Here is a 22,640-nt window from a genome sequence, read left to right on the forward strand (position 1 = left end):
ACGGCGTGCTCGCCGTCGGTCGCCCCGACAGCCGGCACGCCGGAGCACAGCAACTTCAAGCCTGCGCCGTTGCGCTTGCCAGTTCCTCGAAGCTCACTTGCTTGTCCGTCACTTTCGCCTTGCCCAGCACGAAGTCCACGACGTTCGATTCGACGACATAGGCTTCCATTTCGGCAAGGCGCTGCTGGTTCGAATAATACCAGCGCACGACTTCCTTCGGGTCTTCGTAGCTTTTCGCGAATTCGTCGACTTCGGCACGGATCTGCTCCGGCTTCGCCTCGAGGCTGTTCGCCTTCACGAGCTCGGCCAGCACGAGGCCCAGCTTCACGCGGCGCTCGGCTTGCTCCTTGAACATCTCGGCCGGGATCGGCGCGTCCTTCGCGTTGGGCACGCCGCGCTGCGCGAGGTCGGCGCGCGCCATTTCGACGAGGCGCTCCTGGTCCTGCGCGACGAGCGCGTTCGGCACGTCGAGATCGGCGATCTTCAGCAGCGCGTCCATGACCTGGTTCTTCACGATGGCCTGGGTGCGGCGCTTCGCTTCACGTTCGAGGTTGTCCTTGATTTCGGCGCGCATCTTCACGAGATCGCCGTCGGCAATACCGAGCGACTTCGCGAATTCCGCGTCGATTTCCGGCAGATGCGGCCACTCGACCTTCTGCATCGTGATCGTGAACTTCGCGGTCTTGCCGGCGACGTCCTTGCCGTGATAGTCCTCGGGGAACTTGAGGTCGAACTCGCGCGACTCGCCAACCTTCAGGCCCGTCGCCGCGGTTTCGAATTCCGGCAGCATGCGGCCTTCGCCCAGCACGAACGCGAAGCCCTCGGCGCTGCCGCCCTGGAATGCGACGTCGTCGATCTTGCCGACGAAGTCCACCGTCACGCGGTCGCCGCTCTTCGCTGCGGCGTCGGCACCGCCGTCACCGTGCTCGCCCGCTTCGCCGCGTGCGTGGAAGTGCACGCGCTGCTTGCGCAGGATGTCGAGCGTGCGATCGATTTCCGCGTCGGTGATGGTTGTGGTCGTGCGCTCGATTTCGGCGCTGCCCACTTCGCCAATCTTGACTTCCGGATAGACCTCGAAGGTCGCATCGAACGCGTAGTCGCTTTCGGCTGCCTCGGCCTTCGGCGCGAAGCTCGGCTGGCCGGCCACGCGCAGGTTCTCGGCGCGGCTGATGTCGAAGAATTCCTTGCCGACCTTGTCGCTCAGCACTTCGGCTTCCACCTGGCCCGAGTACTGCTGGGTGACCATCTTGAGCGGCACCTTGCCCGGGCGGAAACCCGGCATGCGCACGTTCTTCGCAAGTTGGCGGATGCGCGAGTCCACTTCTTTCTGCACGGCATCCTTCGGCAGGGAAATCGTCACGCGGCGTTCGAGCTTGCCGAGGTTTTCTACAACGTTAGCCATGGCTTCAATCGTCCTAAAATTTGTTCGAGCGAATCAGTAATCTTTGCTGTGCCGCGGTCCGCCATCCGTCGGGGTAGCGGACCAGGCGCGCTGCTTTTGTCCCTGCTTCTGTCCCAACGGCGTCACACCTCGTTGCGCCGCTCACGGGAAGCATTCAGGCAGCGTTCGACACGGTTCCGTCAAAAGAGCCAAGTATTTTAGCAAACTATTTTCCCCATAAAACGAATTTACCCTTCGGGGTTGCCCGGAATGCCGGAAAGGCACGTCCGAACCCGTCAAAACCGGCCCAAAACGTCGATTTCCGGAAGGATCGGCGCAGCGCGCCCCGCGCCATGCCGGGCGCCGATCCACGCTATCGCTGGCAGGGTATCCAGCGGACACGGTGAGGCTGTTAAGCTTACGGACGAGCCGGATGCCCCACCGGCCTCAGCCGACGCTTGAGACACGTCAACCCTTGCCAGCAGAGACATCATGCCCAACCCGTCATCCGACGCTCCTGTCGTCGTCATTGCTCCAGATTCTTTCAAAGGCTCGCTGAGTGCGGACGGGGTCGCCGCCGCGATCGCCGAAGGCATCCGCCGCGCCCGTCCGGACGCGCAAATTCACATCTGCCCGATGGCCGACGGCGGCGAAGGCACGCTCGACGCCATGCTGTCGGTCGGCGGCGAGCGCCGCGTCATGACCGTGCGCGGCGCCGCGGGGCCTGAGCGCCAGGCCGCTGCCGGCGTCCTCCACGACGGCAGTGCGATCATCGAAACGGCCGAGATCGTCGGCATCACCGACCCGGTCGGCATGGGCGTGCCCGTGGCCGCCCGCAGCACGGTCGGCATGGGCGAAGCGATCCGCGCGCTGCTCGACGAAGGGGTGCGGCGCGTCTACGTCGCGCTCGGCGGCAGCAGTACCAACGACGGCGGCGCCGGCCTGCTCGCGGGGCTCGGCATGCGGCTTTTCGATGCAAACGGCGAGGCGCTCGCCGCCACGCCCGATGCGCTCGCACACGTTGCGCGCGTGGACGTCTCGGGACTCGACGCGCGTCTTGCCGAAACCTCGTTCGTCGGCATGTCCGACGTCGACAACCCGCTCACCGGCGAGCACGGCGCAACGGCCGTATTCGGTCCGCAAAAGGGCGTGACGGCCGAACAGGTCGCGCCCATCGACGCCGCGCTTGCGCGTTTCGCCGACCTCGTCGAAGCGGCGCTCGGGCGGCGCGTGCGCGACGAATCCGGATCGGGCGCGGCGGGCGGGCTTGGCTTCGCGCTGCGCATGCTGGGCGCGAGCTTCGAACCGGGCGCGGAGGTCGTGGCGCGCCAGATCGGCCTCGACGATGCCCTGCGCGGCGCGAACTGGCTCATCACCGGCGAAGGCCGCTCGGACGTGCAAACGCTGCACGGCAAGGCGCCCTTCATCGCCTGCCGTCATGCGCGCGCAGCGAACGTGCCCGCAACGCTGCTGTCGGGCGCCGTCGACCCGGCCGCGCTGCCACGGCTCGCCGAGCACTTCAGCGGCTGCTTCTCGCCCGCTCCCGGGCCCATCACGCTCGATACGGCGATCCGCGATGCCGCGAAGCTGCTCGCCAACGAAGCCGAGCAACTGACACGCCTCGCCTTCGGTTCGCGCTGATTAGCGACAAAGAAGCGGACGAAGAAGCGGATGAGCAAACGGCAAGCGCTTCGCTTTCCTATTTAAGCGATTAAAAGATGCGCGCGCCACGTTCTTTCGTGGTGCGCGCGATGCGTTACGAATTGACCCGCGCGCCGGTTGCGGCAACAATCACGTCACGCGCGACACGATCGCGCCATCCTCACGCGACCAGGACGACCATGAAGGCAAGCAAAGCCGGACTCGAGCAGTTTCTGACCTATCGGCTCCATGTCCTGAACAAGCTGTCCGAACGGGGCAGCAGCGAACGCTATCAGGCGAAACTCGGGATCACGCTGCCCGAGGCGCGCCTCATCGCGGCGGTAGGCGCATTCGGCCCGTTCTCGGTGATGGAGCTCGCACGTCACGCGAATCTCGACAAGAGCCAGGCAAGCCGCGCCGCCGAGGCGCTGATGCGTCGCGGTCTCATGCGCCGCGACACGAGCGAGGAGGACGGCCGCCTCGTGCTCGTCTCGCTCACGCCGGAAGGGCGCGAACTCTACCGCAAGGTCATGCCCATCGCCCGCAAATGGAATACCGACCTGTTCGCGTGCCTCGACGAGAAGGAGCGTGAAACGTTGCGTCGCGCGCTCGACAAGGTGATCGAGGCGGCACACGCGGAACTGTGAGCATCCGCTCGCGCGTCTTGCGTGAGCCCATGGCCGGATAGATCGGAGGAATCGCAGGACGCGAGCGGCTTGCCCCGCTCGCGCTGCCGCCGGGGTCATACGCGTCATCGCACCAGATCAAAAGAAGTCTGCGCAACGACACCGCCGTTGACGATCAGCTCGATCTCATGCCTGCCCGAATAATGCGTGCGCGTCGTGAAATCGCGAATCGGCTGGCTACGGCCAAGCGTAATGCGCTGGCTTGGCGCCAGCGTCAGGGTCTTCAGCTTGAACACTTTTTTCGTCACGCCGCTCCGCTTGACGTAAGCAATGCGGTAATCGACCACGAGCCGCTGCGCCGCGTCTGCCGTCGAGCGCAGTTCGCACGAAAGCGTGATCGCGCCACCGAGGACGACCGTTTCCGGCGTCACGGAAAACGGCCCGACAGCGATGCCGGGCGTGCTTTGCGCACCCAGCATCGCTAGCGCCCGCGCGTCGCCCCGCTTCACCAGCGTACGTAATGCGTGGGAAACGATCCATCGGGTAGGCGGGTCCTCGATACCCCATCGGGTAGCTTGCTCCAGCACCCACGCGGGATGAACCTTCGTCACGTCGTTCAGATGGTTCGCGACCGACCGGCGCACGTACGGGCTGGGGTCCGCGCGAAGGTTATCGAGAATTCGCCTCGTCAACGCCGGGTCGGTATCCAGTTCACGAAGTCGAAACGACCATGGCAGACGCGGCCGGCTGCCTTCGCTGGCCAGCCGTCGCACGGCATCGTCGGCATCGCGCGACCAAATCTCCATGGTCGCCAGCGCACGAGGCAGGTCATCGCGCAGGAATTCGCGCACCGCGAATTCCGACGAACCGAACCGGGTGAAGTATTTCAATGCGTCCATCGAGCGATCGAAGGCATGCCGGCCGTGCTGCCCGACAAAGTCGGGCGCGACAAGCGCAACGAATCCCCGGTCGAGCCGGGGCGCGGCCTGCGTCAGCAGCGCGAGTACCGCGTCGTAGCCGTCCGGCAACGCGTGCGCCCCGGCATGAATGGCATGGCTGGCGCGGCGTATGCGTGCCATCAGGGACAGCGAGTCCAGGTCGTCGAGTGCGGTCGCGAGAAAAGCATGCGCGTCGAAAGCAGGCTCGATCGATTTCAGCAGGGTCGACAGAGCGCGGAACTGTAGCTCTCCTATCGATTGCTTCAGCGGCACAGCAGCTTGAGTGGTCATGGCAAGGCGGGTAGCCGGTCGCACGGCGGGCCCGTGAGTCGGAGAAGCAGGGAGTGTCGCCGAAGCGGCTGTCAGTTCCTGTCAGCAGCGTGCGGCTCCATGGAAAGCGCAAGATGCTCGTGCAAGCGGCGCATCAATTCGGCGCGACTATCCGGATAGCGTGCACCTTCCGTCGCTGCGAGGATCCGGTCGGTTCGGAACGTGCGAAAGGCTCCGCGGAGTTCGCACCATGCGGCAAGCACTCGCGCGCTGTCCATGAAACCGATCTGCACGGGCCAGACCACGCGTTGCGAACGACGCCCGGCCGCATCGGCATAGACGATTTCCAGACGACGCTGCGCCCGGATCGCGGCACGCAGGCGCGCCAACTCGACCAGGTTGCCGGGAAAGGATGGCGCGGGCGGCCCCGGCATCGCCAGCGGCACGTCGAGTGTCTCGCCCGCCTCCGGCGGCAAGACGGCGGCGATCTTCGCCAGCGCCTTCGCGGCGGCGGTTTTCAGCACGTCGTCGCCGCGCTGGTCGACGTAGCGCAGACCCAGCATGATTGCCTCGATTTCCTCGCGCGCGAACATCAGCGGCGGCAGGACATGACCGGGTTTCAACAGGTAGCCGATGCCGGCGCCGCCTTCGATGGGCACGCCCTGCGCGACCAGCTCGGCCACGTCGCGATAGATCGTCCGCTCTGACACCGCGAGCTCGTCCGCGAGTCGCGCGGCCGTTACGGGCCGCCGCCTCGTGCGCAGTATCTCCATCAGGCCCAGAAGGCGCCCAGAACGTGACATCCGCCGCTCCCGGTTCGACAGGGATCTCGATCCCAAACACATTCCGGAGATTGTAAGCCGTCTGCAGCACAACACCGGAGCAGGCCAAGGCATGCCGTCCTGACAGGAACTGACATTCCCTTCGCTTACGATCGTTGCCAGACCTCTCTGGAGAACCCCATGGAAGACATCACCCACACCCTTCCCGACGTCATTGCCGCTCACATCGCCGCGCACAACCTCGCCGATCCGGCAGCGTTCATTGCAACATTTTCCGCCGATGCATGGCTCAATGACGTCCGGCGAGAATTCATCGGCCATGACGCCATCCGGGCATGGGCCGACAAGGAAATTTTTGGCGACCACGTGACAATGCAGGTCGAAAAAGCCTTCCGGAATCATGCGAATGTCGTGATCCACGCGAAAGTCGATGGGAATTTCGACAAATCGAATTTGCCCACGCCCCTTATCCTCAGCTACTACTTCACGTTAGAGGCGAGAAAGATCACGCAATTGATTATTCTGCGGAACGAGCCCGAACGGTAAGTTTCGATAGTGCGCCCGCGAAGGCCGGATTATCGGGGCCAGAATTGGCGAAAGGCCGTCGGGAAAGCAAAAAAGGCCACGTTCCTTCGAACGCGGCCTTTTCTTTTATGGTGCGTGAGGCCGGACTCGAACCGGCACACCCTTGCGGGCGTCAGGACCTAAACCTGGTGCGTCTACCAATTTCGCCACTCACGCGAATCTTCTCGCCTGGCCGGCAGGACCGCTGCGAAGTCGCGTGCGAGTCAATTTTCTGCGAACCATCGGCGCCGGGCAGGACGTAGGCCGATACGTAACACGTACCAATACCGCCGGCGAGCGCCCGTCAAGCGCGAGCGCGAGATTCTAACCGATTGCCCGACGCTTGTCTGCATGTGCGCGTGCGGCAATTCCGGGCCCAGTGCTAGAATCGCGCGTCTGCCGCAGCGGCCACGGCTACCGCCCGTTCCGGGCTGCGCTGGCGCACTTCCCCACCCCCTCGTTTGCCGCGAACTTCGGCCGTGAACTTCGACGACTACTGCCTGCAAAAGGCGGCTCCGCCCGGATCGAGCACCTACTATGCGCTGCGCCAGGCGAGCGCCGCGCGCCAGCCTCTGCTCGCCGCCCTCTTCGCCCTGCGCCGCGAGCTCGAGGAAACGGCGAGAGAAACGAGCGATCCCACCGTCGGCCGCACCAAGCTTGCGTGGTGGCAGAAGGAGCTTGCCGCGCTCACCGAGGGCAAAGCGGCGCACCCCGTCACCCAGGCGCTCGCAGCACATCTGAAGCAGGACGTGAAGACCGCGTACCCAGCACTTCAGGCGCTGCTCGCCGGCTACGAGATGGATTTCGAGCAGGCACGCTATCTCGACTTCCCGAATCTGAAACGCTATATCGAGGGCGTGGGCGGCACCTTCGCTACGCTGATTGCCCGCGTGAGCGCACGCCATCCGGAAGCGGTCGGGCAATGGGCTGCACCGCTCGGCCATGCGCTCGTGCTTGCGCAGTTCGTGGCGGAGATCGGCAACGACGCGCGCCATGGCCGCATCTACGTGCCGATCGACGAACTGCAGCGCTACAACGTCACCGCCGCGGATCTCATCAACCGCCGCTACAGCGACGACTTCACCGAACTCATGCAGTTCCAGACAGCACGCGCGCGCGAAGCCATCGACACGGCGCTCGCCGCCATTCCGGCCGACGAACGCCGCGGCCAGCGCACCCTGCGCGCACTGGCCGCGCTTTCACTGGCCCTCCTCGCCGAGGTGGAGCGCGAGCAGTTTCAGGTGCTGCATCAGCAGATTGTCCTCACGCCCATTCGCAAGCTCTGGATCGCCTGGCGCGCCTGAGCCCCGGATACCCGCAACGGCCCGCGTCGCGCGTGCATCGCGCGTGCATCGCCTTGGGCGGCACTTCAGGCCCGCAGGAGCGGCAGCGGCTGAAAGTTGCCCTGCAGCACGGTCGGCGCATCGAGCCCCCACCACGGTCCCAGCACCGTCGCATAGATCTGCCGGAAATCGACGCCAACCGGGAGATTGCCGTTGCCGTCCAGACGCGCCAGTTGCGGCGCCTCGCCATAGAGACCACCCGCCACACGGCCGCCCGCCACGAAGTGAGCGGACGCCGTGCCATGGTCGGTGCCGTGGCTCTGGTTCTCGCGCACACGCCGGCCGAATTCCGCATACGTGACGATCATCGTGCGGTCCCAGCGGCCGAGTTCACCGAGCGCATCGCGTAGCGCCACCATGCCCGTCGCGAACTGACGCAGCAAGTCCGCGTGCCGGCCCGGCTGGTTCTCGTGCGTGTCGAAGCCGTTGAGCGTGAGGCGGATCACGGCCACGCCCTTGCCAAGCACCGGTCCGCCCTGCGGCGTGTCGCTAGAGGCAAGCGCCTGCATCGCCGTCTTGATCGACGCGCCGAACGCCCCCTGCGGGAACGCCGTCTTCAGCGCGTACTGCCCCGGCCGCGGACGCAACTGGTCGGCGGCATGCACGATGTCGTTCTCGACATCGAGGATGTGCGCGAGCGCGGGGTTGCGCTCCTTCAACGACACCGGCGTAACGAGCCTCGAGGCGCGCGCGAATTGCGCCGGATTGACGAGCGCAATCGCGCGGGCGCCGTTCGCCATGGGCCCCATCTCGGCGCTGCCGAGCACGAGGCCGTCGGCGACGAAACCCTTCGGCACCGGTGCACTCGCGAAGGCGCGCGTGAGCCAGCCTTCGCGCAGATATTGGTCGGAGCGCGACGCCGTGTCCCAGATTTCGATCGAGCGGAAATGCGAGAGGTTGGGCTGCGGATACGTGACGCCCTGCACGATCGCGAGCTGCCGCGCGCGCCACATCGGCAACAACGGCGCAAGCGCCGGATGCAGCGCCGTGCGCTCGTCGAGCTGGACCGCCTGCTCGCGGCGCACGCCTATGTTCGCGCGATAGCTGTAGTAGAGCGGATCCGCGAACGGCACGACGGTGTTCAAGCCGTCGTTGCCGCCCTTCAGCTCGATGAGGATCAGCAGATTGTCGTAGCCCGCGGCCGCGGCGCCGGGCGCCACGCCGCCCTCCGCGCGCACCGCGTTCGGCAACCACAGCGACGTGCCCGCCGCCGCGGCCGCCGCCAGAAACTCGCGTCGTTTCATGCTCCGCCTCGCTCCTCGTCACGGCGACCCGCGCCGTCCGGTTCGTCGAACCGACTTGTCATGTCTGCTATTTCAACTGGTAGACCGGATCCATCAGCAGTGCTTCGAGATACGCGCCCGCGTTGCTGCCCGCCGCGAGCGCGTCGACCGGCGCGAGCGGCAGCACCGCATGCTGCATTTGCAGTTGCTCGGAAAGACCAGGCGTGTCGTCGGCGCTCACGTGAAAACGTGCAAGCCAGCCATCGAGATCGAAACGCATGCCACCGGGCCCCACGCGTGCCGAACCGGGTCCGGTAGCCATGGAGGAACCCGTCGGCGATAACCTGGGCGGAACCATCGAAGCAGCCGTCTTCGTCACCGCGCCGGCCTTCTTCGGCTGCGCCGTTTCGGTCGCGCGAAAGAGCTGCTCGACGAACTGCTTGCGCGCGAGCAGCGTCGAGCTGTTGATCCACGCCGTGCCGCCCGGCCAGCCCTTCACGTTCGGCGGATAGAACAGGTTCTCGCCAAGCGATGCCGTCGTCCGTGCGAAGGGCATCGCATCGCCGTAAGAGACGTCGAAGCGCCGGATCGTGCCCACGACGAATTCGACGGGCGAGCTCACCAGCGTGCCGCGATTGTCTTCGTCCCAAAAAGCGGACGTGAGCAGTAGCGCGCGCAGCCCCGTGCCGATGTCGTAGCCGCTTGCGCGAAACCGTTGCGCGGCCAGGTCGAGCTGGGCGTCGTCGGGAGCGGGCGAGACGAACTCGCGCCAAAGCTTGGCCGCGACGAACTGGGCCGTCTGCGGTTCTTCAAGCAGGATGTCGAGCACCGCGTCACCGTCGAATGCGCCGCTGCGGCCCAGTACGGTTTTTTCACCGCCGTCGTGCTGCTCCGGCCGCCACACGTAGTGCCAGGTATCCGGATCGACGCCCCAGCCGGTGTACGCGCGAGCCGCCTCCGAGACGTCGCGCTGCGTGTACTGCCCTTCGCCGAGCGTGAACAGCTCCATCACCTCGCGCGCGAAGTTCTCATTGGGCTTGCCCTTGCGATTGCTCGCCCCGTCGAGATAGAGCAGCATCGCGGGATCCTTCGCGACGCCGTGCAGCATCGCGGCGAAACTCCCGAGCGCTTCGCGCCTCAGCAACGCGTTTTGCGAGGCCATCAACTGCGGCTCGGACACCTTGTCCTGGCCGGACGTGAAGTGGTTGTGCCAGAAGAGCGTCATGCGCTCGGTGAGCGGCGAAGGCGTGACCAGCATCTCGCCCAGCCACCAGGCCCGCAACTGGTCGTAGTGCTGGCCACGCCGCTTGTCCGCTTCGCGGCGCTGGTCGGGCGTCCATGCGGCGCGCTCCGCGCGCGTTGGCGGAGCCGCGGCGGTCCAGTCGGGAAACGGCGTGAACGCAACGGTCCGGCCGGTCGCCAGCACGCGGTCGACGGCGTCGCCACGCGAAAGGCCCACGTACGGCGCGACGTCGGCCGCGGACGGCGCGAAACCGGTACGCAGCAAGAGATGGCGCGCGTCGTCCGGGTCGAGCAGCAAGTCTTCGCCCGGCATCGCGGCAAATGGCCGCCGCAAATGCGGCGCCGGCGTCTCGTCTTCGGCGGCCGCCGCGCGCAGCGGCAACGCAGCCGCGAGCAACGCGCCTGACGCCGCGAAACGTGGCGGGTTCATCGGCCTGAGCGGTTCCATATCGCCTCGGACAAGAAGGCGCGCACTCGTGCTTCGGCACGCGCAGATTGAATGTATCGGCTTAACGAGCGATCCGGTACGGATGTTGACGACGCAATTGCTACGGAATTTTTCAGACCTGCACAACGGCAGCGCACGGCCGCGCTGTGCCGCGCCGCGACATCAGCGCTTGTACAGCTCGCGCACGGCGTCTTCGATGTGCTGACGCAGGAGGCGGCGCTCTTCGGGCGTCATGTGGCCGTCGCGGCGGCGCTGATCGAGGTCGGGCGGCACGCCGGACGTACGCATGCTGAGATCGGAAGCGGTAGTGTCGGGAGAATCGCTGCGAAAGCGCCGGGGGGGCGGCTTGCTGCCGGGAGGGTACGAAGGCGGACGGGGAACTTCGAGGCGGTCGGCCGAGGGCTGGGAATGGGCTGCGACCGGGTTCAATGCCACCACGACGCCGCTGGCCAACGCCAGTGCAGTCACGGTGTGGCGCATTGTCGGCCCGACCCCTCCCTTCATTTTCTTCCCTTCGTGACGCGGCAAACGGCTACCTCGAAAACAGACACGGACCCGCCCCGACGCGGGTGGCGATGTAAAAGTCGGTTGAAGTATCTACCGAACGGCCGCATTCAGTAAAGCAGTCTATCTGTCAGTGCTTGCGGTCGTGGCACGTCACCGGTAAATTTTGTAACTGACTGTTACCTGATAATTGGTGCAAACTCGCACCTGTATCCAATCGCGATAAGATGCCACGCATGGAAACCAAAAACCCATCGAAAATTCTCGTAGTCGACGACGACCCGCGCCTCCGCGATCTGCTGCGGCGCTATCTCGGCGAGCAAGGCTTCAACGTGTACGTGGCCGAAAACGCACCCGCCATGAACAAGCTGTGGGTGCGCGAGCGTTTCGATCTGCTCGTGCTGGACCTCATGCTGCCCGGCGAAGACGGCCTGTCGATCTGCCGCCGCCTGCGCGGCAGCAACGACCGCACGCCCATCATCATGCTGACGGCGAAGGGCGAGGACGTGGACCGCATCGTCGGCCTCGAAATGGGCGCCGACGACTATCTCCCAAAGCCGTTCAATCCGCGCGAACTGGTGGCGCGCATTCATGCGGTGCTGCGCCGCCAGGCGCCTTCGGAGCTGCCCGGCGCGCCGTCGGAAACTACCGAGGTGTTCGAATTCGGCGAGTTCGCGCTGAACCTCGCCACACGCACGCTCACGAAGGCGGGCCAGGAAATCCCGCTCACTACAGGTGAATTCTCGGTGCTCAAGGTGTTCGCGCGTCATCCGCGCCAGCCCCTGTCGCGCGAAAAACTCATGGAGCTCGCGCGCGGCCGCGAATACGAAGTGTTCGACCGCAGTCTCGACGTGCAGATTTCGCGTCTGCGCAAGCTGATCGAGCCGGATCCGGGTAGCCCGCGTTTCATCCAGACAGTCTGGGGCCTCGGCTACGTGTTCATTCCGGACGGCGCGGCCTGATCCGGCTGGATGTCTGCAATTCCTCTGTCGACAGGAAGGTTTCATGCGGATTGACCGGCGTGTGCTGACGCTTGCGTTCGGCGACCTGTTCTGGCGCACCTTCCTGTTGATCGCGCTTCTCATCGCGGTCAGCCTCGCCGCGTGGTTCCAGAGCTTTCGCGTGATCGAGCGGGAGCCGCGCGCGCAGCGCGTGGCGCTGCAGCTCGTCGCCATCGTCAAGCTCACGCGTACCGCCCTGCTCTATTCCGATCCCGATCTGCGCCGCGCGCTCCTGCAGGATCTGGAGAGCAACGAGGGCGTGCGCGTCTATCCGCGCGAAACCACCGACAAATACAAGCTCCAGCCCGACGAGTCGCTCAACCGCCTCATCGAGCACGACATCCGCGGGCGGCTTGGCGACGATACCGTGATCGCCCAGTCGGTGAACGACATTCCGGGCGTGTGGATCAGCTTCAAGATCGACGACGACGACTACTGGGTCGCGCTCGACCGCGATCAGCTCGACAACGTCACGGGCCTGCAGTGGGTCGGATGGGGCGTGTCCGCCCTCGCGCTGTCATTGTTCGGCGCGGCGTTCATCACGAGTCTCGTGAACCGGCCGTTCGCGCGGCTCGCGATGTCGGCGCGCATGGTGGGCTCCGGACAATCGCCCGCCACGCTGCCCGAAAGCGGCATGGGCGTTGCCGCCGAAACCAACCGCAGCTTCAACCAGATGGTGCGCGACCTCGAACAGCTCGAGGCCGACCGCGCGCTCATGCTGGCCGGCATCTCGCACGATCTGCGCACGCCGCTCGCACGCCTGCGGCTCGAAACGGAGATGAGTCCGTCCGACCAGACCACCAAGGACGCGATGATCGACGACATCGAGCAGATGGACATGATCATCGGCCGCTTCCTCGATTACGCGCGGCCCGTGCAGCGCAGCCCCGAGCGCGTCGATCTCTCCGTGATCGCGGGCGAGATGGCCGCGCGCATGGCGAGCGAAGACGGCGTGCGGCTCATCACACGGCTCGCGCCGTCGGCCATGATCGAGGCCGACGACACCGACATGCGGCGCGTAGTGGGCAACCTGATCGAGAACGCGCGCAAGTACGGCGTGAGCGAGACGGACGGCATTCCGCACATCATGCTCGAAACGCGCGTATCGCATTCGCGCGTCGAGCTTTCGGTCGTCGACGAAGGCCCCGGCATTCCCGAAGACCAGCTCTCGCTCGTCACACGGCCGTTCTATCGCGTCGACACCGCGCGCACCCAGGCCAACGGCACGGGCCTCGGCATGGCGATCGTGCAGCGGCTCGTGGGCCGCTATCGCGGCGCGCTGCGCCTGCGCAACCGTCAGCCCGGCCCAGGGCTCGAAGTGACGATCGAGTTTCCGCTCGCCAAGGGCGTGTAACCCTACTCTGCCTACTCAGGAGCTGCCGCATGAAAACCGTGGGCGACAAACTCGAAGCCTTCACCGTCAACGCCGCGAAGCCCGGCTTCAACGAGCCCGAGGAGAACGGCGAATCGGCCTTCGTCGAAATCACTGAGCAGACCTTCTCGACCAAGTGGAAAGTCATCTATTTCTACCCGATGGACTTCACGACGGTCTGCCCGACCGAAATCGTCGCTTTCGCGCGCCTGCAAAAGGAGTTCGAGAACCGCGATGCCGTGCTGCTCGGCGGCAGCTGCGACAACGAATACGTGAAGCTGGCATGGCGCCGCGAGAACAAGGATCTCGACCGCCTCAACCACTATTCGTTCGGCGACGTGAAGGGCGAACTGATCGACCAGCTCGGCGTGCGCGACAAGGAGGCCGGTGTCGCGCTGCGCGCCACCTTCATCGTCGATCCCGACAACACGATCCAGCATGTCTCGGTCGACAATCTGGACGTCGGACGCAGCCCCGACGAGGTGCTGCGCGTTCTCGATGCGCTGCAGACAGGCGCGCTGTGTCCGAGCGGGCGCGCGATCGGCGGCGCGACGCTCTGACAGCGGTCAGCCGTCGCTGGCTGCCGGTCCGGAATACCGCCCTGCGGCCCTGTCGGCGCCGGACGGCATGCGCTGCCGGATCGCCGCCTGCAACGGCCCTTTCCAGTCCAGCACGCGCTTTTCGAGCAGTTGCCACGATAGATGCGCGAGCAACAATGCCAACGCGAACTGCACCGCGAGCGGCAGCGCCGCCTCCACGACCGGCGGCAGGCCGAGATGGGCATAGAGTGCCGGGGCCTCGCCCAGTTTCGACGGCACGAGGTTGTGGAAGAGATAGAAGCCGTAGCTGATGGTGCCTAGCCAGGCGAGCGGCCTGAGTTCGAGAATGGCGACGGGAACCGAATCCGGGCGGCGCACAATCCAGAGAAACACCGCGCCCAGCATCAGCGCGAGCCCAATGTCGAAAACGCCGGGGAGCACGGAGGCTTCCGGCGCCACGCCTTGCGCGCAATGCGCTCGCGCCAGCGCGCAAGCTGCAATCCCGCCGATGCCCGCTGCCAGCCACATCGCGCCTGCCATGCCGCGCGGCGGCGACACGCGCCGCCCGACGATGGCCACTACGCCCCCCAGCGCGATAAGCGCGAAATTCCACGGCGAAAACGCGTAAATCAGCGGTTCGCTCGCCTCATGCAGATAGAGCATGCAGTGCGCCAGCGCAGCGGCGACGATGACCGCCGTGCAGAGCGCGAGATGCCGCGAAGCACGCGTAAAGAGCAGCGCAAACGGCGCGACGAGATAGAACTGCTGCTCGACAGCGAGACTCCAGAAATGGGACACCGTACCGGGCCAACTGTCGCGCACGACACCGATCCAGTAATTCGAGAGGAATGCGAAATGCCATGCGAGGCCCAGATCGACGTCACGCTGATAAAAGCCTGCGTGCGCGATCGCCAGCGCAATCAGCAAGAGGTAATAAACCGGCCAGATACGCAGCGCGCGCTTGACGAAAAACACGCAAAGCACCGCATCCTTGCGCGCCGTATGCTGCTCGACCCGCAAGCGGTTGCGATGCAATTCGCCAATGATCAGATAGCCGCTGATCAGGAAGAACAGCCACACGCCCAACTGCCCCACGTCCACCGCGTCGACGTGCGCTTTATGCGCAAGAAACACCATCACCACTGCCAGCGCCCGGAGACCGTCGAGACCTTTCACCCGCCTTTCGTCCGCCGCCATCGCTCTCCCCGCTTTACGCCAATGATCAGTATCGGTGCAAAAAAAGCGGAAATAAATCGACAATAAAAACGGCCGACGATCGCATAAGCCTCGTCGGCCGTTTTTGCGGGCTGGAACGCGGCCTGCCTCGCACGCCGACGCTCTGGCAGCACGGCGCAAGGCCCGTGCGCCGCTTACGCGCGTGTCAGGAGCACGGCGGCTTGCGCCTCGATCCCCTCGCCGCGGCCGAGGTAGCCCAGTTTTTCGTTGGTCTTGGCTTTCACGTTCACCCGGTCGAGCGGCAGCCCGAGATCCTCCGCGATATTCGTCCGCATCGCCTCGATGTGCGGCGCGAGCTTCGGCGCCTGCGCGATCACGGTGCTGTCCACGTTGACGAGCGCAAAGCCCGCCGCCTGCACGCGGCGCAGGCACTCGCGCAGCAGCACGCGGCTGTTGGCGCCGTAGAACTCCTTGTCGGTATCGGGAAAGTGGCGGCCGATGTCGCCCAGCGCCGCCGCGCCGAACAGCGCGTCGGTGATCGCGTGCAGCAGCACGTCGGCGTCCGAGTGGCCGAGCAGTCCGCGCTCGTAAGGCACGGTCACGCCGCCGATCACGAGCGGGCGGCCCGGCACGAGGGCGTGCACGTCATAGCCTTGTCCGATTCTGATGTCCATGAGGAAAGTCTTCCGTAGTGAAATGGCGTACGCGGCGCTCAGTTCGCCGTCTGGCGGCCAAGAATGGCCTCGGCGAGTGCGAAATCTTCGGGGTACGTCACCTTGAAATTGCGCAGGCTGCCCTGCACGAGGCTCGGCGCATGGCCGAGCCATTCGATCGCGCTCGCTTCGTCGGTGAGATCGTGGCCGTCCTGTTGCGCGCGCTCGATCGCGGTGCGCAGCATGCCGATGCGGAACATCTGCGGCGTCTGGGCCTGCCAGAGACCGTCGCGCGCCTCGGTGCGGCCAATACGTGCAAGGGGCGCCGCGCCGCCGCCCGGCGCTACGCGCTTGAGCGTGTCCGCCACCGGCAGCGCCATGATGCCGCCCACGGGATCCTCCTTGAGCGCCTCCACGAGCGAGCGGATCAGCGCGGGCGTGATGCCGGGGCGCGCCGCGTCGTGGACGAGCACCCAGTCCTCGTCGCGCGCGCCGAATTCGGCGAGGCCGGCGAGACCGTTGTACACCGAGGCCTGACGCGAAGCGCCGCCGCAGCGGCGCACGGCGAAGCGCAGGCCGCTGAAGCGGCGGGCGTCGAAGTGGGCGTCGTCGGGGGCGATCACCACGAGGGTCTGGGTGAATTCGCTGCAGGCGTCGAAGGCGGCCAGGGTGTAGTGCAGGAGGTCGCGACCGGCGACGGTCCGGTATTGCTTGGGCATGGCCGAGCCCGAGCGGCTGCCGGTTCCGGCGCACGGGATCAGGGCGAAAAGGCGTGGGGTCACGTTGGTGCTAGCCGCATGAGTCAAAGTAAAGGACGGATTTTATAATACGTCCTTTGCCCGGTGCGCCCCGGCCCACCGCATGGACCCGCTGGACTCGCGCCCGCCACCCGTCCCCCGTTTGGGAGACGGGGGTTCGGGAGCGAAACCAGGCCCAAACCAGGCCAAGTCAGGCCAACCTGTAGCCTATGTCCGATATCGCCGCTTCCCAGCAGTCACCGTCTCCGTCCCCCGTCGCCGTCGTCAAGCCGGGGCAGCGCTTCGCGTTCGACGGTACGCACGGCTCGTCCGACGCGCTCCTGATCGCCCGCTACCGCGAGGCGTCGCGCGCGAGCGCGCCGCTCGTCGCCGTGATCTGCGCGAGCGCCGTGGACGCGCAGCGGCTCGCGCAGGAAATCCCGTATTTCGCACCCGAGGCCCGCGTGCGCCTGCTGCCGGACTGGGAAACGCTGCCCTACGACACGTTCTCGCCGCACCAGGATCTCGTTTCCGAACGGCTCGCGACGCTGCACGACCTCGGCGAAGGCCGCTGCGACATCCTGCTCGTGCCCGCCACGACGGCGCTCTACCGCATGCCGCCCGCCTCGTTCCTTGCGGCCTACACGTTCTCGTTCTCGCAGGGCGAGCGGCTCGACGAAGCGAAGCTCAAGGCCCAGCTTACGCTGGCCGGCTACGAGCACGTGAGCCAGGTCGTGCGACCGGGCGAATACTGCGTGCGCGGCTCGCTGATCGACCTGTTCCCGATGGGTTCGCCGCTGCCCTACCGCATCGACCTGTTCGACGACCAGGTCGATTCGATCCGCGCCTTCGACCCGGACAGCCAGCGCAGCCTCTACCCGGTAAAGGACGTGCGCCTCCTGCCCGGCCGCGAATTCCCGTTCGACGAGGCCTCGCGCACCGCATTCCGCAGCCGCTGGCGCGAGGTATTCGAGGGCGACCCGAGCCGCGCGACGATCTACAAGGACATCGGCAGCGGCGTGCCGTCGGCGGGTATCGAGTACTACCTGCCGCTCTTCTTCGAAGAAACCGCCACGCTGTTCCACTACCTGCCCGACAACGCGCAACTGGTGTTCTCGGGCGATCTGGACGTCGCGATCCGCCGTTTCTCCAACGACACGAAGCAGCGCTACAACTTCCTCTCGCACGACCGCGAGCGGCCGATCCTGGAGCCGCAGCGCCTCTTCCTCGCCGAAGACGACTTCTTCACGCTCGCCAAACCCTTCGCACGCCTCGTGCTGCCGGCGGCCAGCGCAGGCGGCTGGGCGAACGCGCTGCCGAACCTCGCGATCGATCGCCACGTGGACGAGCCGCTCGCGGCGCTGCGCGACTACCTGGGCACGACGCAAAACCGCGTGCTGTTCGCGGTGGAATCGGCGGGCCGCCGCGAAACCATCGCGCAACTGTTCGCCGACAACCATCTGCGGCCCGCGTCCGTGGACAGCTACGAAGACTGGCTGACCTCCGACGAACGTTTCGTGCTGGGCGTCGCCCCCCTTTCGAGCGGCTTCGCGCTGCCGGCCGAAGGGCTCGCCATCCTCACCGAAACGGAGCTCTACGGCCCGCTCGCGCGCCGCGCGGGACGCCGCCGCCAGGAGCAGGCGAGCAACGTCGACTCGATGGTGCGCGACCTCTCGGAGCTCAAGGTGGGCGACCCGGTCGTCCACACCCAGCACGGCATTGGCCGCTATCACGGCCTCGTGACGATGGACCTCGGCGAAGGCGACACCGAGTTCCTGCACCTCGAGTACGCGAGCGGCAGCAAGCTCTACGTGCCGGTTTCGCAGCTTCACGTGATCTCGCGCTACAGCGGCGCCGATCCGGACAGCGCTCCGCTGCACGCGCTGGGCTCCGGCCAGTGGGAGAAGGCGCGCCGCAAGGCCGCGCAGCAGATTCGCGACACCGCTGCCGAACTGCTCAACCTCTACGCGCGCCGCGCGGCGCGCGAGGGCCACGCATTCCAGCTCGAACCGCGCGACTACGTGAAGTTCGCGGAGAGCTTCGGCTTCGAGGAAACGCCCGACCAGGCCGCCGCCATCGCGGCCGTGATCGGCGACATGACGAGCGGCAAGCCGATGGACCGGCTCGTGTGCGGCGACGTGGGCTTCGGCAAGACCGAAGTGGCGCTGCGCGCGGCGTTCATCGCCGTGATGGGCGGCAAGCAGGTGGCGATTCTTTCGCCCACCACGCTGCTCGCGGAGCAACACACGCAGACCTTCACGGACCGCTTCGCCGACTGGCCCGTGCGCATCGCCGAACTCTCGCGCTTCAAGTCCGCGAAGGAAGTGAGCGCGGCAATCCAGCAGATCAACGACGGCAGCGTCGACATCGTGATCGGCACGCACAAGCTGCTCTCTTCGGACGTGCAGTTCAAGCGGCTCGGGCTCGTGATCATCGACGAGGAGCACCGCTTCGGCGTGCGCCAGAAGGAGGCGCTCAAGTCGCTGCGCGCCGAGGTGGACGTGCTCACGCTCACCGCGACGCCCATTCCGCGTACGCTCGGCATGGCGCTGGAGGGCTTGCGCGACTTCTCCGTGATCGCGACCGCGCCGCAGAAGCGCCTCGCGATCAAGACCTTCGTGCGCCGCGAGGAAGACAGCGTGATCCGCGAGGCCATGCTGCGCGAACTCAAGCGCGGCGGCCAGGTGTACTTCCTGCACAACGAAGTCGAGACGATCGAGAATCGCCGCGCGATGCTCGAAGCGCTCGTGCCCGAGGCGCGCATCGCCGTCGCGCATGGCCAGATGCACGAGCGCGAGCTCGAAGCGGTGATGCGCGACTTCGTGGCCCAGCGCGCCAACGTGCTGCTCTGTACCACGATCATCGAGACCGGCATCGACGTCCCGACGGCAAACACGATCCTCATCCATCGCTCCGACAAGTTCGGCCTCGCACAACTGCATCAACTGCGCGGCCGCGTCGGGCGCTCGCATCACCAGGCCTACGCCTATCTGCTCGTGCACGATCCGCAGGGGCTCACGAAGCAGGCGCAGCGCCGTCTGGAAGCGATCCAGCAGATGGAGGAACTGGGCTCGGGCTTCTACCTCGCCATGCACGACCTCGAAATCCGCGGTACGGGCGAAGTGCTCGGCGACAAGCAGTCGGGCGAAATCCAGGAAATCGGCTTCCAGCTCTACACGGACATGCTCGCCGACGCCGTGAAAGCGCTCAAGGAAGGCCGCGAGCCGGATCTCAACGCGCCGCTCGCCGCAACGACCGAGATCAATCTGCACGCGCCGGCCATTCTGCCCGCGGACTACTGCGGCGACGTCCGGGAGCGCCTGTCGCTCTACAAACGCCTCGCGAACTGCGAGCACGACGATTCGATCGACGGCATCCAGGAAGAGCTGATCGACCGCTTCGGCAAGATGCCGCCGCAGGCGCATGCGCTGATCGAGACGCACCGGCTGCGCCTCGCCGCGAAGCCGCTCGGCATCACGAAGATCGATGCGGGCGAAGCCGTGATCGGACTGCAGTTCGTGCCGAATCCGCCCGTCGACGCCATGCGCATCATCGAGATGGTGCAGAAGCACAAGCACGTCAAGCTCGCCGGACAGGACAAGCTGCGCATCGAAACACGCAGCCCGGACCTGGCGGTGCGCGTGGCGACGGTCAAGGAAACGCTGCGCGCGCTCGGCGCCCCGGCGCGCACGGCCTCGCGCTGATCCGGCCTGCTCGGGCACGTCCTCTGCTGCGTCGCACAAAGATACCCGCCATGCGGGTATCTTTGTCCTGACTTATCCTTTTTGGGTAAGATGGCTACGACTAGCAAGCTGGAGCCCCCTCATGTCCGTCGCCGCTGAATCAGCGCAACCCTCGCAGTCGCCCGCCGCCGCTTCTTCCGCCTCCGCTGTCCCCGTTTCGCTACCCTGGGTCACCCGGCTCGTGTCGATGGACACGGTCAGCCGCCACCCGAACCTCGGCCTGATCGAGACAGTCCGCGACGACCTGCGCGCACGCGGTATCGAGTCGACGCTCACCTACGGCCGCGGCGGCCGCTGGGCCAACCTGTTCGCGACGCTGCCGGCGCACGATGGCGCGACGAACGGCGGCATCGTGCTCTCGGGTCACACGGACGTCGTGCCCGTGGATGGCCAGAAGTGGGACAGCGATCCCTTCAAGCCCGAGGTCCGCGACGGCCTGCTCTACGGCCGCGGCACCTGCGACATGAAAGGCTTCATCGGCGCGGCGCTTGCCCTCGTGCCCGAGATGCAGCGCGCGCAGCTTGCGAAACCGATCCATCTCGCGCTCTCCTTCGACGAGGAAGTGGGCTGCGCAGGTGCGCCCTTCATGATCGAGGAACTCGTGAAGCGCGGCGTGCAACCCGAAGGCTGCATCGTCGGCGAGCCGACGGGCATGCGCCCCATCGTCGCCCACAAGGGCATCAACGCGTACCAGTGCTGCGTGCGCGGTCACGCGGCGCACTCGTCGCTCACGCCGCGCGGGCTCAATGCCATCGAATACGCGGCGCGCCTCATCTGCCATATCCGCGACCTGGCCGACGAGTTCCGCGCGAAGGGTCCGTTCGACGAGCTCTACGACGTGCCGTTCACGACCTCGCAGACGAGCACGATCGAAGGCGGCAACGCGATCAACACCGTGCCGGCCGAGTGCCGCTTCGTGTTCGAGTTCCGCAACCTGCCGTCGCTCGATCCCGACGCGATCTTCGCGCGCATCGAGCGTTACGCGCGCGAGACGCTGCTGCCGAAGATGCAGCGCGAGCACGCGTCTGCCGCGATCGAGTTCACGAAGATCGCCGCGGCGCCGGGCCTCGACGCCGCGGAACAGGCGGCGATCACGCAGCTCGTGCGCACCCTCACGGCGGACCGGTCGCAGCGCAAGGTGGCCTACGGCACCGAAGCGGGGCTCTTCGCGCGCGCGGGGATTCCGAGCGTGGTGTGCGGCCCCGGCGACATCGAGCAGGCCCACAAGGCCAACGAATTCGTCGCGCTCGAGCAACTGGGTGCGTGCGAAAGCTTTTTGCGCAAGCTGATCCACGGCATGTCGCTGGAAGCGCAACCCCGATAATTACGCACCCACGCCCCGCTACCGCCATGTCCACCGGCACGCCGCTTCCCACCGACCATACGATCGACGGCGAGCCCATCCCCACGCTCGACGGGATCGCCTCGCAGCATTTCGCGCTCGCGCCGTGGGTGCTGCGCACACCGGTGTTCGACCGCAACGACCTGCCCTCGCTCGAAGACACGCTCGTCAACTTCAAGTTCGAACTGCTGCAGGCGAGCGGCAGCTTCAAGGTGCGCGGCGCGTTCACGCATCTGCTCGCCCTCGATGCCGCACAGCGCAGCGCCGGCGTCACCTGCGTCTCGGGCGGCAATCATGCGATCGCCGTATCGTATGCGGCGATGCGGCTCGGTATCAGCGCGAAGGTCGTGCTGTTCGCCACCGCGAGCGCGGCACGCATCGCGCAATGCCGGCGCTTTCACGCCGAGATCGTCATGGCGGGCAACAGCAGCGAAGCCTTCGACATCGTCAGGCGTATCGAGTCGGAGGAAGGCCGCTATTTCGTGCATCCGTTCAATGGCTATCGCACGGTGCTCGGCACGGCGACGCTCGGCTACGAGTGGGCCACCCAGGCGAACGACCTCGACGCCGTGATCCTGCCGATTGGCGGCGGCGGCCTCGCCGCGGGCGTCGCGACGGCGCTGCGGCTCGCGAATCCGCGCGTGCGCGTGTACGGCGTCGAGCCCGCAACCGCCGACGCGATGAGCCGCAGCTTTGCCGCGAACCATACGGTGCGCATCAGCCACATGCATTCGATCGCCGATTCGCTGATGGCCCCGCACACGGAGCAATACAGCTACGAACTGTGCCGCCGCCATCTCGAGCGCATCGTCACGGTCTCGGACGACGAACTGCGCGCCGCGATGCGCCTGTTGTTCGACCAGTTGAAGCTGGCCGTGGAGCCTGCCTGCGCGGCGGCCACCGCGGGCCTCATCGGGCCGCTGCGCGACACCTTGCAGGGCCGGCGCGTCGGCGTCCTGCTGTGTGGGACCAACACCGACCCGGCCAGTCTCGCCGGCCAGCTCGCGCGCACCTCTTAAGTTTCGACCGGTTCGAGCGGCTTGAGCGGCGGTGCAGCGACATCGGCCGCGGGTCAGAAAGTGTCAAATCGCTACCGCATCGCGGACGCGTTCGCT

General features: G+C 66.3%; 19 protein-coding genes and 1 tRNA gene. 10 read left to right on the forward strand and 10 right to left on the reverse strand.

From position 1 onward, the window contains the following. Positions 1-55: 55 nt before the first annotated feature. Positions 56-1,402, reverse strand: a complete 1,347-nt coding sequence (tig, locus tag V8683_RS06135; protein ID WP_411189362.1) for a trigger factor — start codon at positions 1,400-1,402, stop codon at positions 56-58. Between the two features lie 471 nt (positions 1,403-1,873). On the opposite strand from tig, the gene V8683_RS06140 reads away from it, so the two are divergent. Both V8683_RS06140 and V8683_RS06145 read left to right on the forward strand, forming a co-directional pair. After that, positions 1,874-3,022, forward strand: a complete 1,149-nt coding sequence (locus tag V8683_RS06140; protein ID WP_411189361.1) for a glycerate kinase — start codon at positions 1,874-1,876, stop codon at positions 3,020-3,022. Positions 3,023-3,222: 200 nt separating this feature from the next. Next, a complete protein-coding gene (locus V8683_RS06145) occupies positions 3,223-3,669 on the forward strand; it encodes a MarR family winged helix-turn-helix transcriptional regulator (RefSeq protein ID WP_411189360.1) in 447 nt (148 codons plus the stop codon). Between the two features lie 104 nt (positions 3,670-3,773). Here the strand turns inward: V8683_RS06145 and V8683_RS06150 are convergent, their stop codons facing one another. Together V8683_RS06150 and V8683_RS06155 are read right to left on the reverse strand one after the other, a co-directional pair. Beyond that, a complete protein-coding gene (locus V8683_RS06150) occupies positions 3,774-4,877 on the reverse strand; it encodes a DNA alkylation repair protein (protein ID WP_411189359.1) in 1,104 nt (367 codons plus the stop codon). Positions 4,878-4,948: 71 nt separating this feature from the next. Further along, entirely contained in the window at positions 4,949-5,659 is a 711-nt protein-coding gene (locus V8683_RS06155; protein ID WP_462847823.1) for a helix-turn-helix transcriptional regulator, read from the reverse strand. Between the two features lie 159 nt (positions 5,660-5,818). Between V8683_RS06155 and V8683_RS06160 the strand changes: the two genes are divergently transcribed. After that, positions 5,819-6,184 carry a hypothetical protein gene (locus V8683_RS06160; RefSeq protein ID WP_411189357.1) on the forward strand — a complete coding sequence of 122 codons (366 nt, stop codon included), beginning with the start codon at positions 5,819-5,821 and terminating at the stop codon, positions 6,182-6,184. A gap of 108 nt (positions 6,185-6,292) precedes the next feature. Here the strand turns inward: V8683_RS06160 and V8683_RS06165 are convergent. After that, positions 6,293-6,379 (reverse strand) — tRNA-Leu (locus V8683_RS06165). Between the two features lie 302 nt (positions 6,380-6,681). Here V8683_RS06165 and V8683_RS06170 point away from each other — a divergent pair. Next, a complete protein-coding gene (locus V8683_RS06170; RefSeq protein WP_411189356.1) occupies positions 6,682-7,506 on the forward strand; it encodes a squalene/phytoene synthase family protein in 825 nt (274 codons plus the stop codon). 65 nt (positions 7,507-7,571) lie between these two features. Here the strand turns inward: V8683_RS06170 and V8683_RS06175 are convergent, their stop codons facing one another. The 3 genes from V8683_RS06175 to V8683_RS06185 all read right to left on the reverse strand — a co-directional run bounded on the left by V8683_RS06175 (position 7,572) and on the right by V8683_RS06185 (position 10,962). Continuing rightward, positions 7,572-8,789 carry a DUF1501 domain-containing protein gene (locus tag V8683_RS06175; RefSeq protein WP_411189355.1) on the reverse strand — a complete coding sequence of 406 codons (1,218 nt, stop codon included), beginning with the start codon at positions 8,787-8,789 and terminating at the stop codon, positions 7,572-7,574. 67 nt (positions 8,790-8,856) lie between these two features. Further along, positions 8,857-10,323 carry a DUF1800 domain-containing protein gene (locus V8683_RS06180; RefSeq protein WP_411190531.1) on the reverse strand — a complete coding sequence of 489 codons (1,467 nt, stop codon included), beginning with the start codon at positions 10,321-10,323 and terminating at the stop codon, positions 8,857-8,859. Between the two features lie 297 nt (positions 10,324-10,620). After that, positions 10,621-10,962, reverse strand: coding sequence for a hypothetical protein (locus V8683_RS06185; protein ID WP_411189354.1), 342 nt, complete (start codon positions 10,960-10,962; stop codon positions 10,621-10,623). Between the two features lie 227 nt (positions 10,963-11,189). Between V8683_RS06185 and ompR the strand changes: the two genes are divergently transcribed. The 3 genes from ompR to V8683_RS06200 are packed head-to-tail and all read left to right on the forward strand — an operon-like array spanning position 11,190 to position 13,895. Continuing rightward, positions 11,190-11,924 (forward strand): osmolarity response regulator transcription factor OmpR, encoded by a 735-nt coding sequence (gene ompR / locus V8683_RS06190; protein WP_027796422.1) that lies wholly within the window; start codon positions 11,190-11,192, stop codon positions 11,922-11,924. A gap of 43 nt (positions 11,925-11,967) precedes the next feature. Then, positions 11,968-13,317: an ATP-binding protein gene (locus tag V8683_RS06195; protein WP_411189353.1), complete on the forward strand. Its 1,350-nt coding sequence runs from the start codon at positions 11,968-11,970 to the stop codon at positions 13,315-13,317. Between the two features lie 29 nt (positions 13,318-13,346). Continuing rightward, positions 13,347-13,895, forward strand: coding sequence for a peroxiredoxin (locus tag V8683_RS06200; RefSeq protein WP_027796424.1), 549 nt, complete (start codon positions 13,347-13,349; stop codon positions 13,893-13,895). A gap of 6 nt (positions 13,896-13,901) precedes the next feature. Here V8683_RS06200 and V8683_RS06205 read toward each other — a convergent pair whose 3' ends face one another. The 3 genes from V8683_RS06205 to ispD form a co-directional block, all read right to left on the reverse strand. Next, positions 13,902-15,050, reverse strand: coding sequence for an acyltransferase family protein (locus tag V8683_RS06205; protein WP_411189352.1), 1,149 nt, complete (start codon positions 15,048-15,050; stop codon positions 13,902-13,904). 194 nt (positions 15,051-15,244) lie between these two features. Next, positions 15,245-15,724 carry a 2-C-methyl-D-erythritol 2,4-cyclodiphosphate synthase gene (gene ispF / locus V8683_RS06210; protein WP_411189351.1) on the reverse strand — a complete coding sequence of 160 codons (480 nt, stop codon included), beginning with the start codon at positions 15,722-15,724 and terminating at the stop codon, positions 15,245-15,247. A 38-nt stretch (positions 15,725-15,762) separates the two neighbouring features. Continuing rightward, positions 15,763-16,485 carry a 2-C-methyl-D-erythritol 4-phosphate cytidylyltransferase gene (gene ispD, locus V8683_RS06215; protein ID WP_411189350.1) on the reverse strand — a complete coding sequence of 241 codons (723 nt, stop codon included), beginning with the start codon at positions 16,483-16,485 and terminating at the stop codon, positions 15,763-15,765. A 185-nt stretch (positions 16,486-16,670) separates the two neighbouring features. On the opposite strand from ispD, the gene mfd reads away from it, so the two are divergent. From mfd to V8683_RS06230, 3 genes are all read left to right on the forward strand, one after another. Then, complete coding sequence (mfd, locus tag V8683_RS06220; protein ID WP_411189349.1) at positions 16,671-20,144, forward strand: transcription-repair coupling factor; 3,474 nt, start codon at positions 16,671-16,673, stop codon at positions 20,142-20,144. A gap of 121 nt (positions 20,145-20,265) precedes the next feature. Further along, positions 20,266-21,507 (forward strand): acetylornithine deacetylase, encoded by a 1,242-nt coding sequence (argE, locus tag V8683_RS06225; RefSeq protein WP_411189348.1) that lies wholly within the window; start codon positions 20,266-20,268, stop codon positions 21,505-21,507. Between the two features lie 26 nt (positions 21,508-21,533). Continuing rightward, entirely contained in the window at positions 21,534-22,544 is a 1,011-nt protein-coding gene (locus V8683_RS06230) for a threonine/serine dehydratase (RefSeq protein ID WP_411189347.1), read from the forward strand. The last annotated feature ends 96 nt before the right edge of the window (positions 22,545-22,640 follow it).

The sequence above is a fragment of the Paraburkholderia sp. AV2 genome, from assembly GCF_054968425.1.

Coding starts and splice junctions, on each gene's coding strand:
- V8683_RS06195 (WP_411189353.1), top strand. CDS start 11,968: ATGCGGATTGACCGGCGTGTGCTGACGCTTGCGTTCGGCGACCTGTTC.
- V8683_RS06230 (WP_411189347.1), top strand. CDS start 21,534: ATGTCCACCGGCACGCCGCTTCCCACCGACCATACGATCGACGGCGAG.
- V8683_RS06175 (WP_411189355.1), bottom strand. CDS start 8,789: ATGAAACGACGCGAGTTTCTGGCGGCGGCCGCGGCGGCGGGCACGTCG.
- ispF (WP_411189351.1), bottom strand. CDS start 15,724: ATGGACATCAGAATCGGACAAGGCTATGACGTGCACGCCCTCGTGCCG.
- V8683_RS06150 (WP_411189359.1), bottom strand. CDS start 4,877: ATGACCACTCAAGCTGCTGTGCCGCTGAAGCAATCGATAGGAGAGCTA.
- mfd (WP_411189349.1), top strand. CDS start 16,671: ATGTCCGATATCGCCGCTTCCCAGCAGTCACCGTCTCCGTCCCCCGTC.
- V8683_RS06145 (WP_411189360.1), top strand. CDS start 3,223: ATGAAGGCAAGCAAAGCCGGACTCGAGCAGTTTCTGACCTATCGGCTC.
- V8683_RS06185 (WP_411189354.1), bottom strand. CDS start 10,962: ATGAAGGGAGGGGTCGGGCCGACAATGCGCCACACCGTGACTGCACTG.
- V8683_RS06140 (WP_411189361.1), top strand. CDS start 1,874: ATGCCCAACCCGTCATCCGACGCTCCTGTCGTCGTCATTGCTCCAGAT.
- V8683_RS06155 (WP_462847823.1), bottom strand. CDS start 5,659: ATGTCACGTTCTGGGCGCCTTCTGGGCCTGATGGAGATACTGCGCACG.
- V8683_RS06200 (WP_027796424.1), top strand. CDS start 13,347: ATGAAAACCGTGGGCGACAAACTCGAAGCCTTCACCGTCAACGCCGCG.
- V8683_RS06160 (WP_411189357.1), top strand. CDS start 5,819: ATGGAAGACATCACCCACACCCTTCCCGACGTCATTGCCGCTCACATC.
- argE (WP_411189348.1), top strand. CDS start 20,266: ATGTCCGTCGCCGCTGAATCAGCGCAACCCTCGCAGTCGCCCGCCGCC.
- ompR (WP_027796422.1), top strand. CDS start 11,190: ATGCCACGCATGGAAACCAAAAACCCATCGAAAATTCTCGTAGTCGAC.
- V8683_RS06180 (WP_411190531.1), bottom strand. CDS start 10,323: ATGCCGGGCGAAGACTTGCTGCTCGACCCGGACGACGCGCGCCATCTC.
- tig (WP_411189362.1), bottom strand. CDS start 1,402: ATGGCTAACGTTGTAGAAAACCTCGGCAAGCTCGAACGCCGCGTGACG.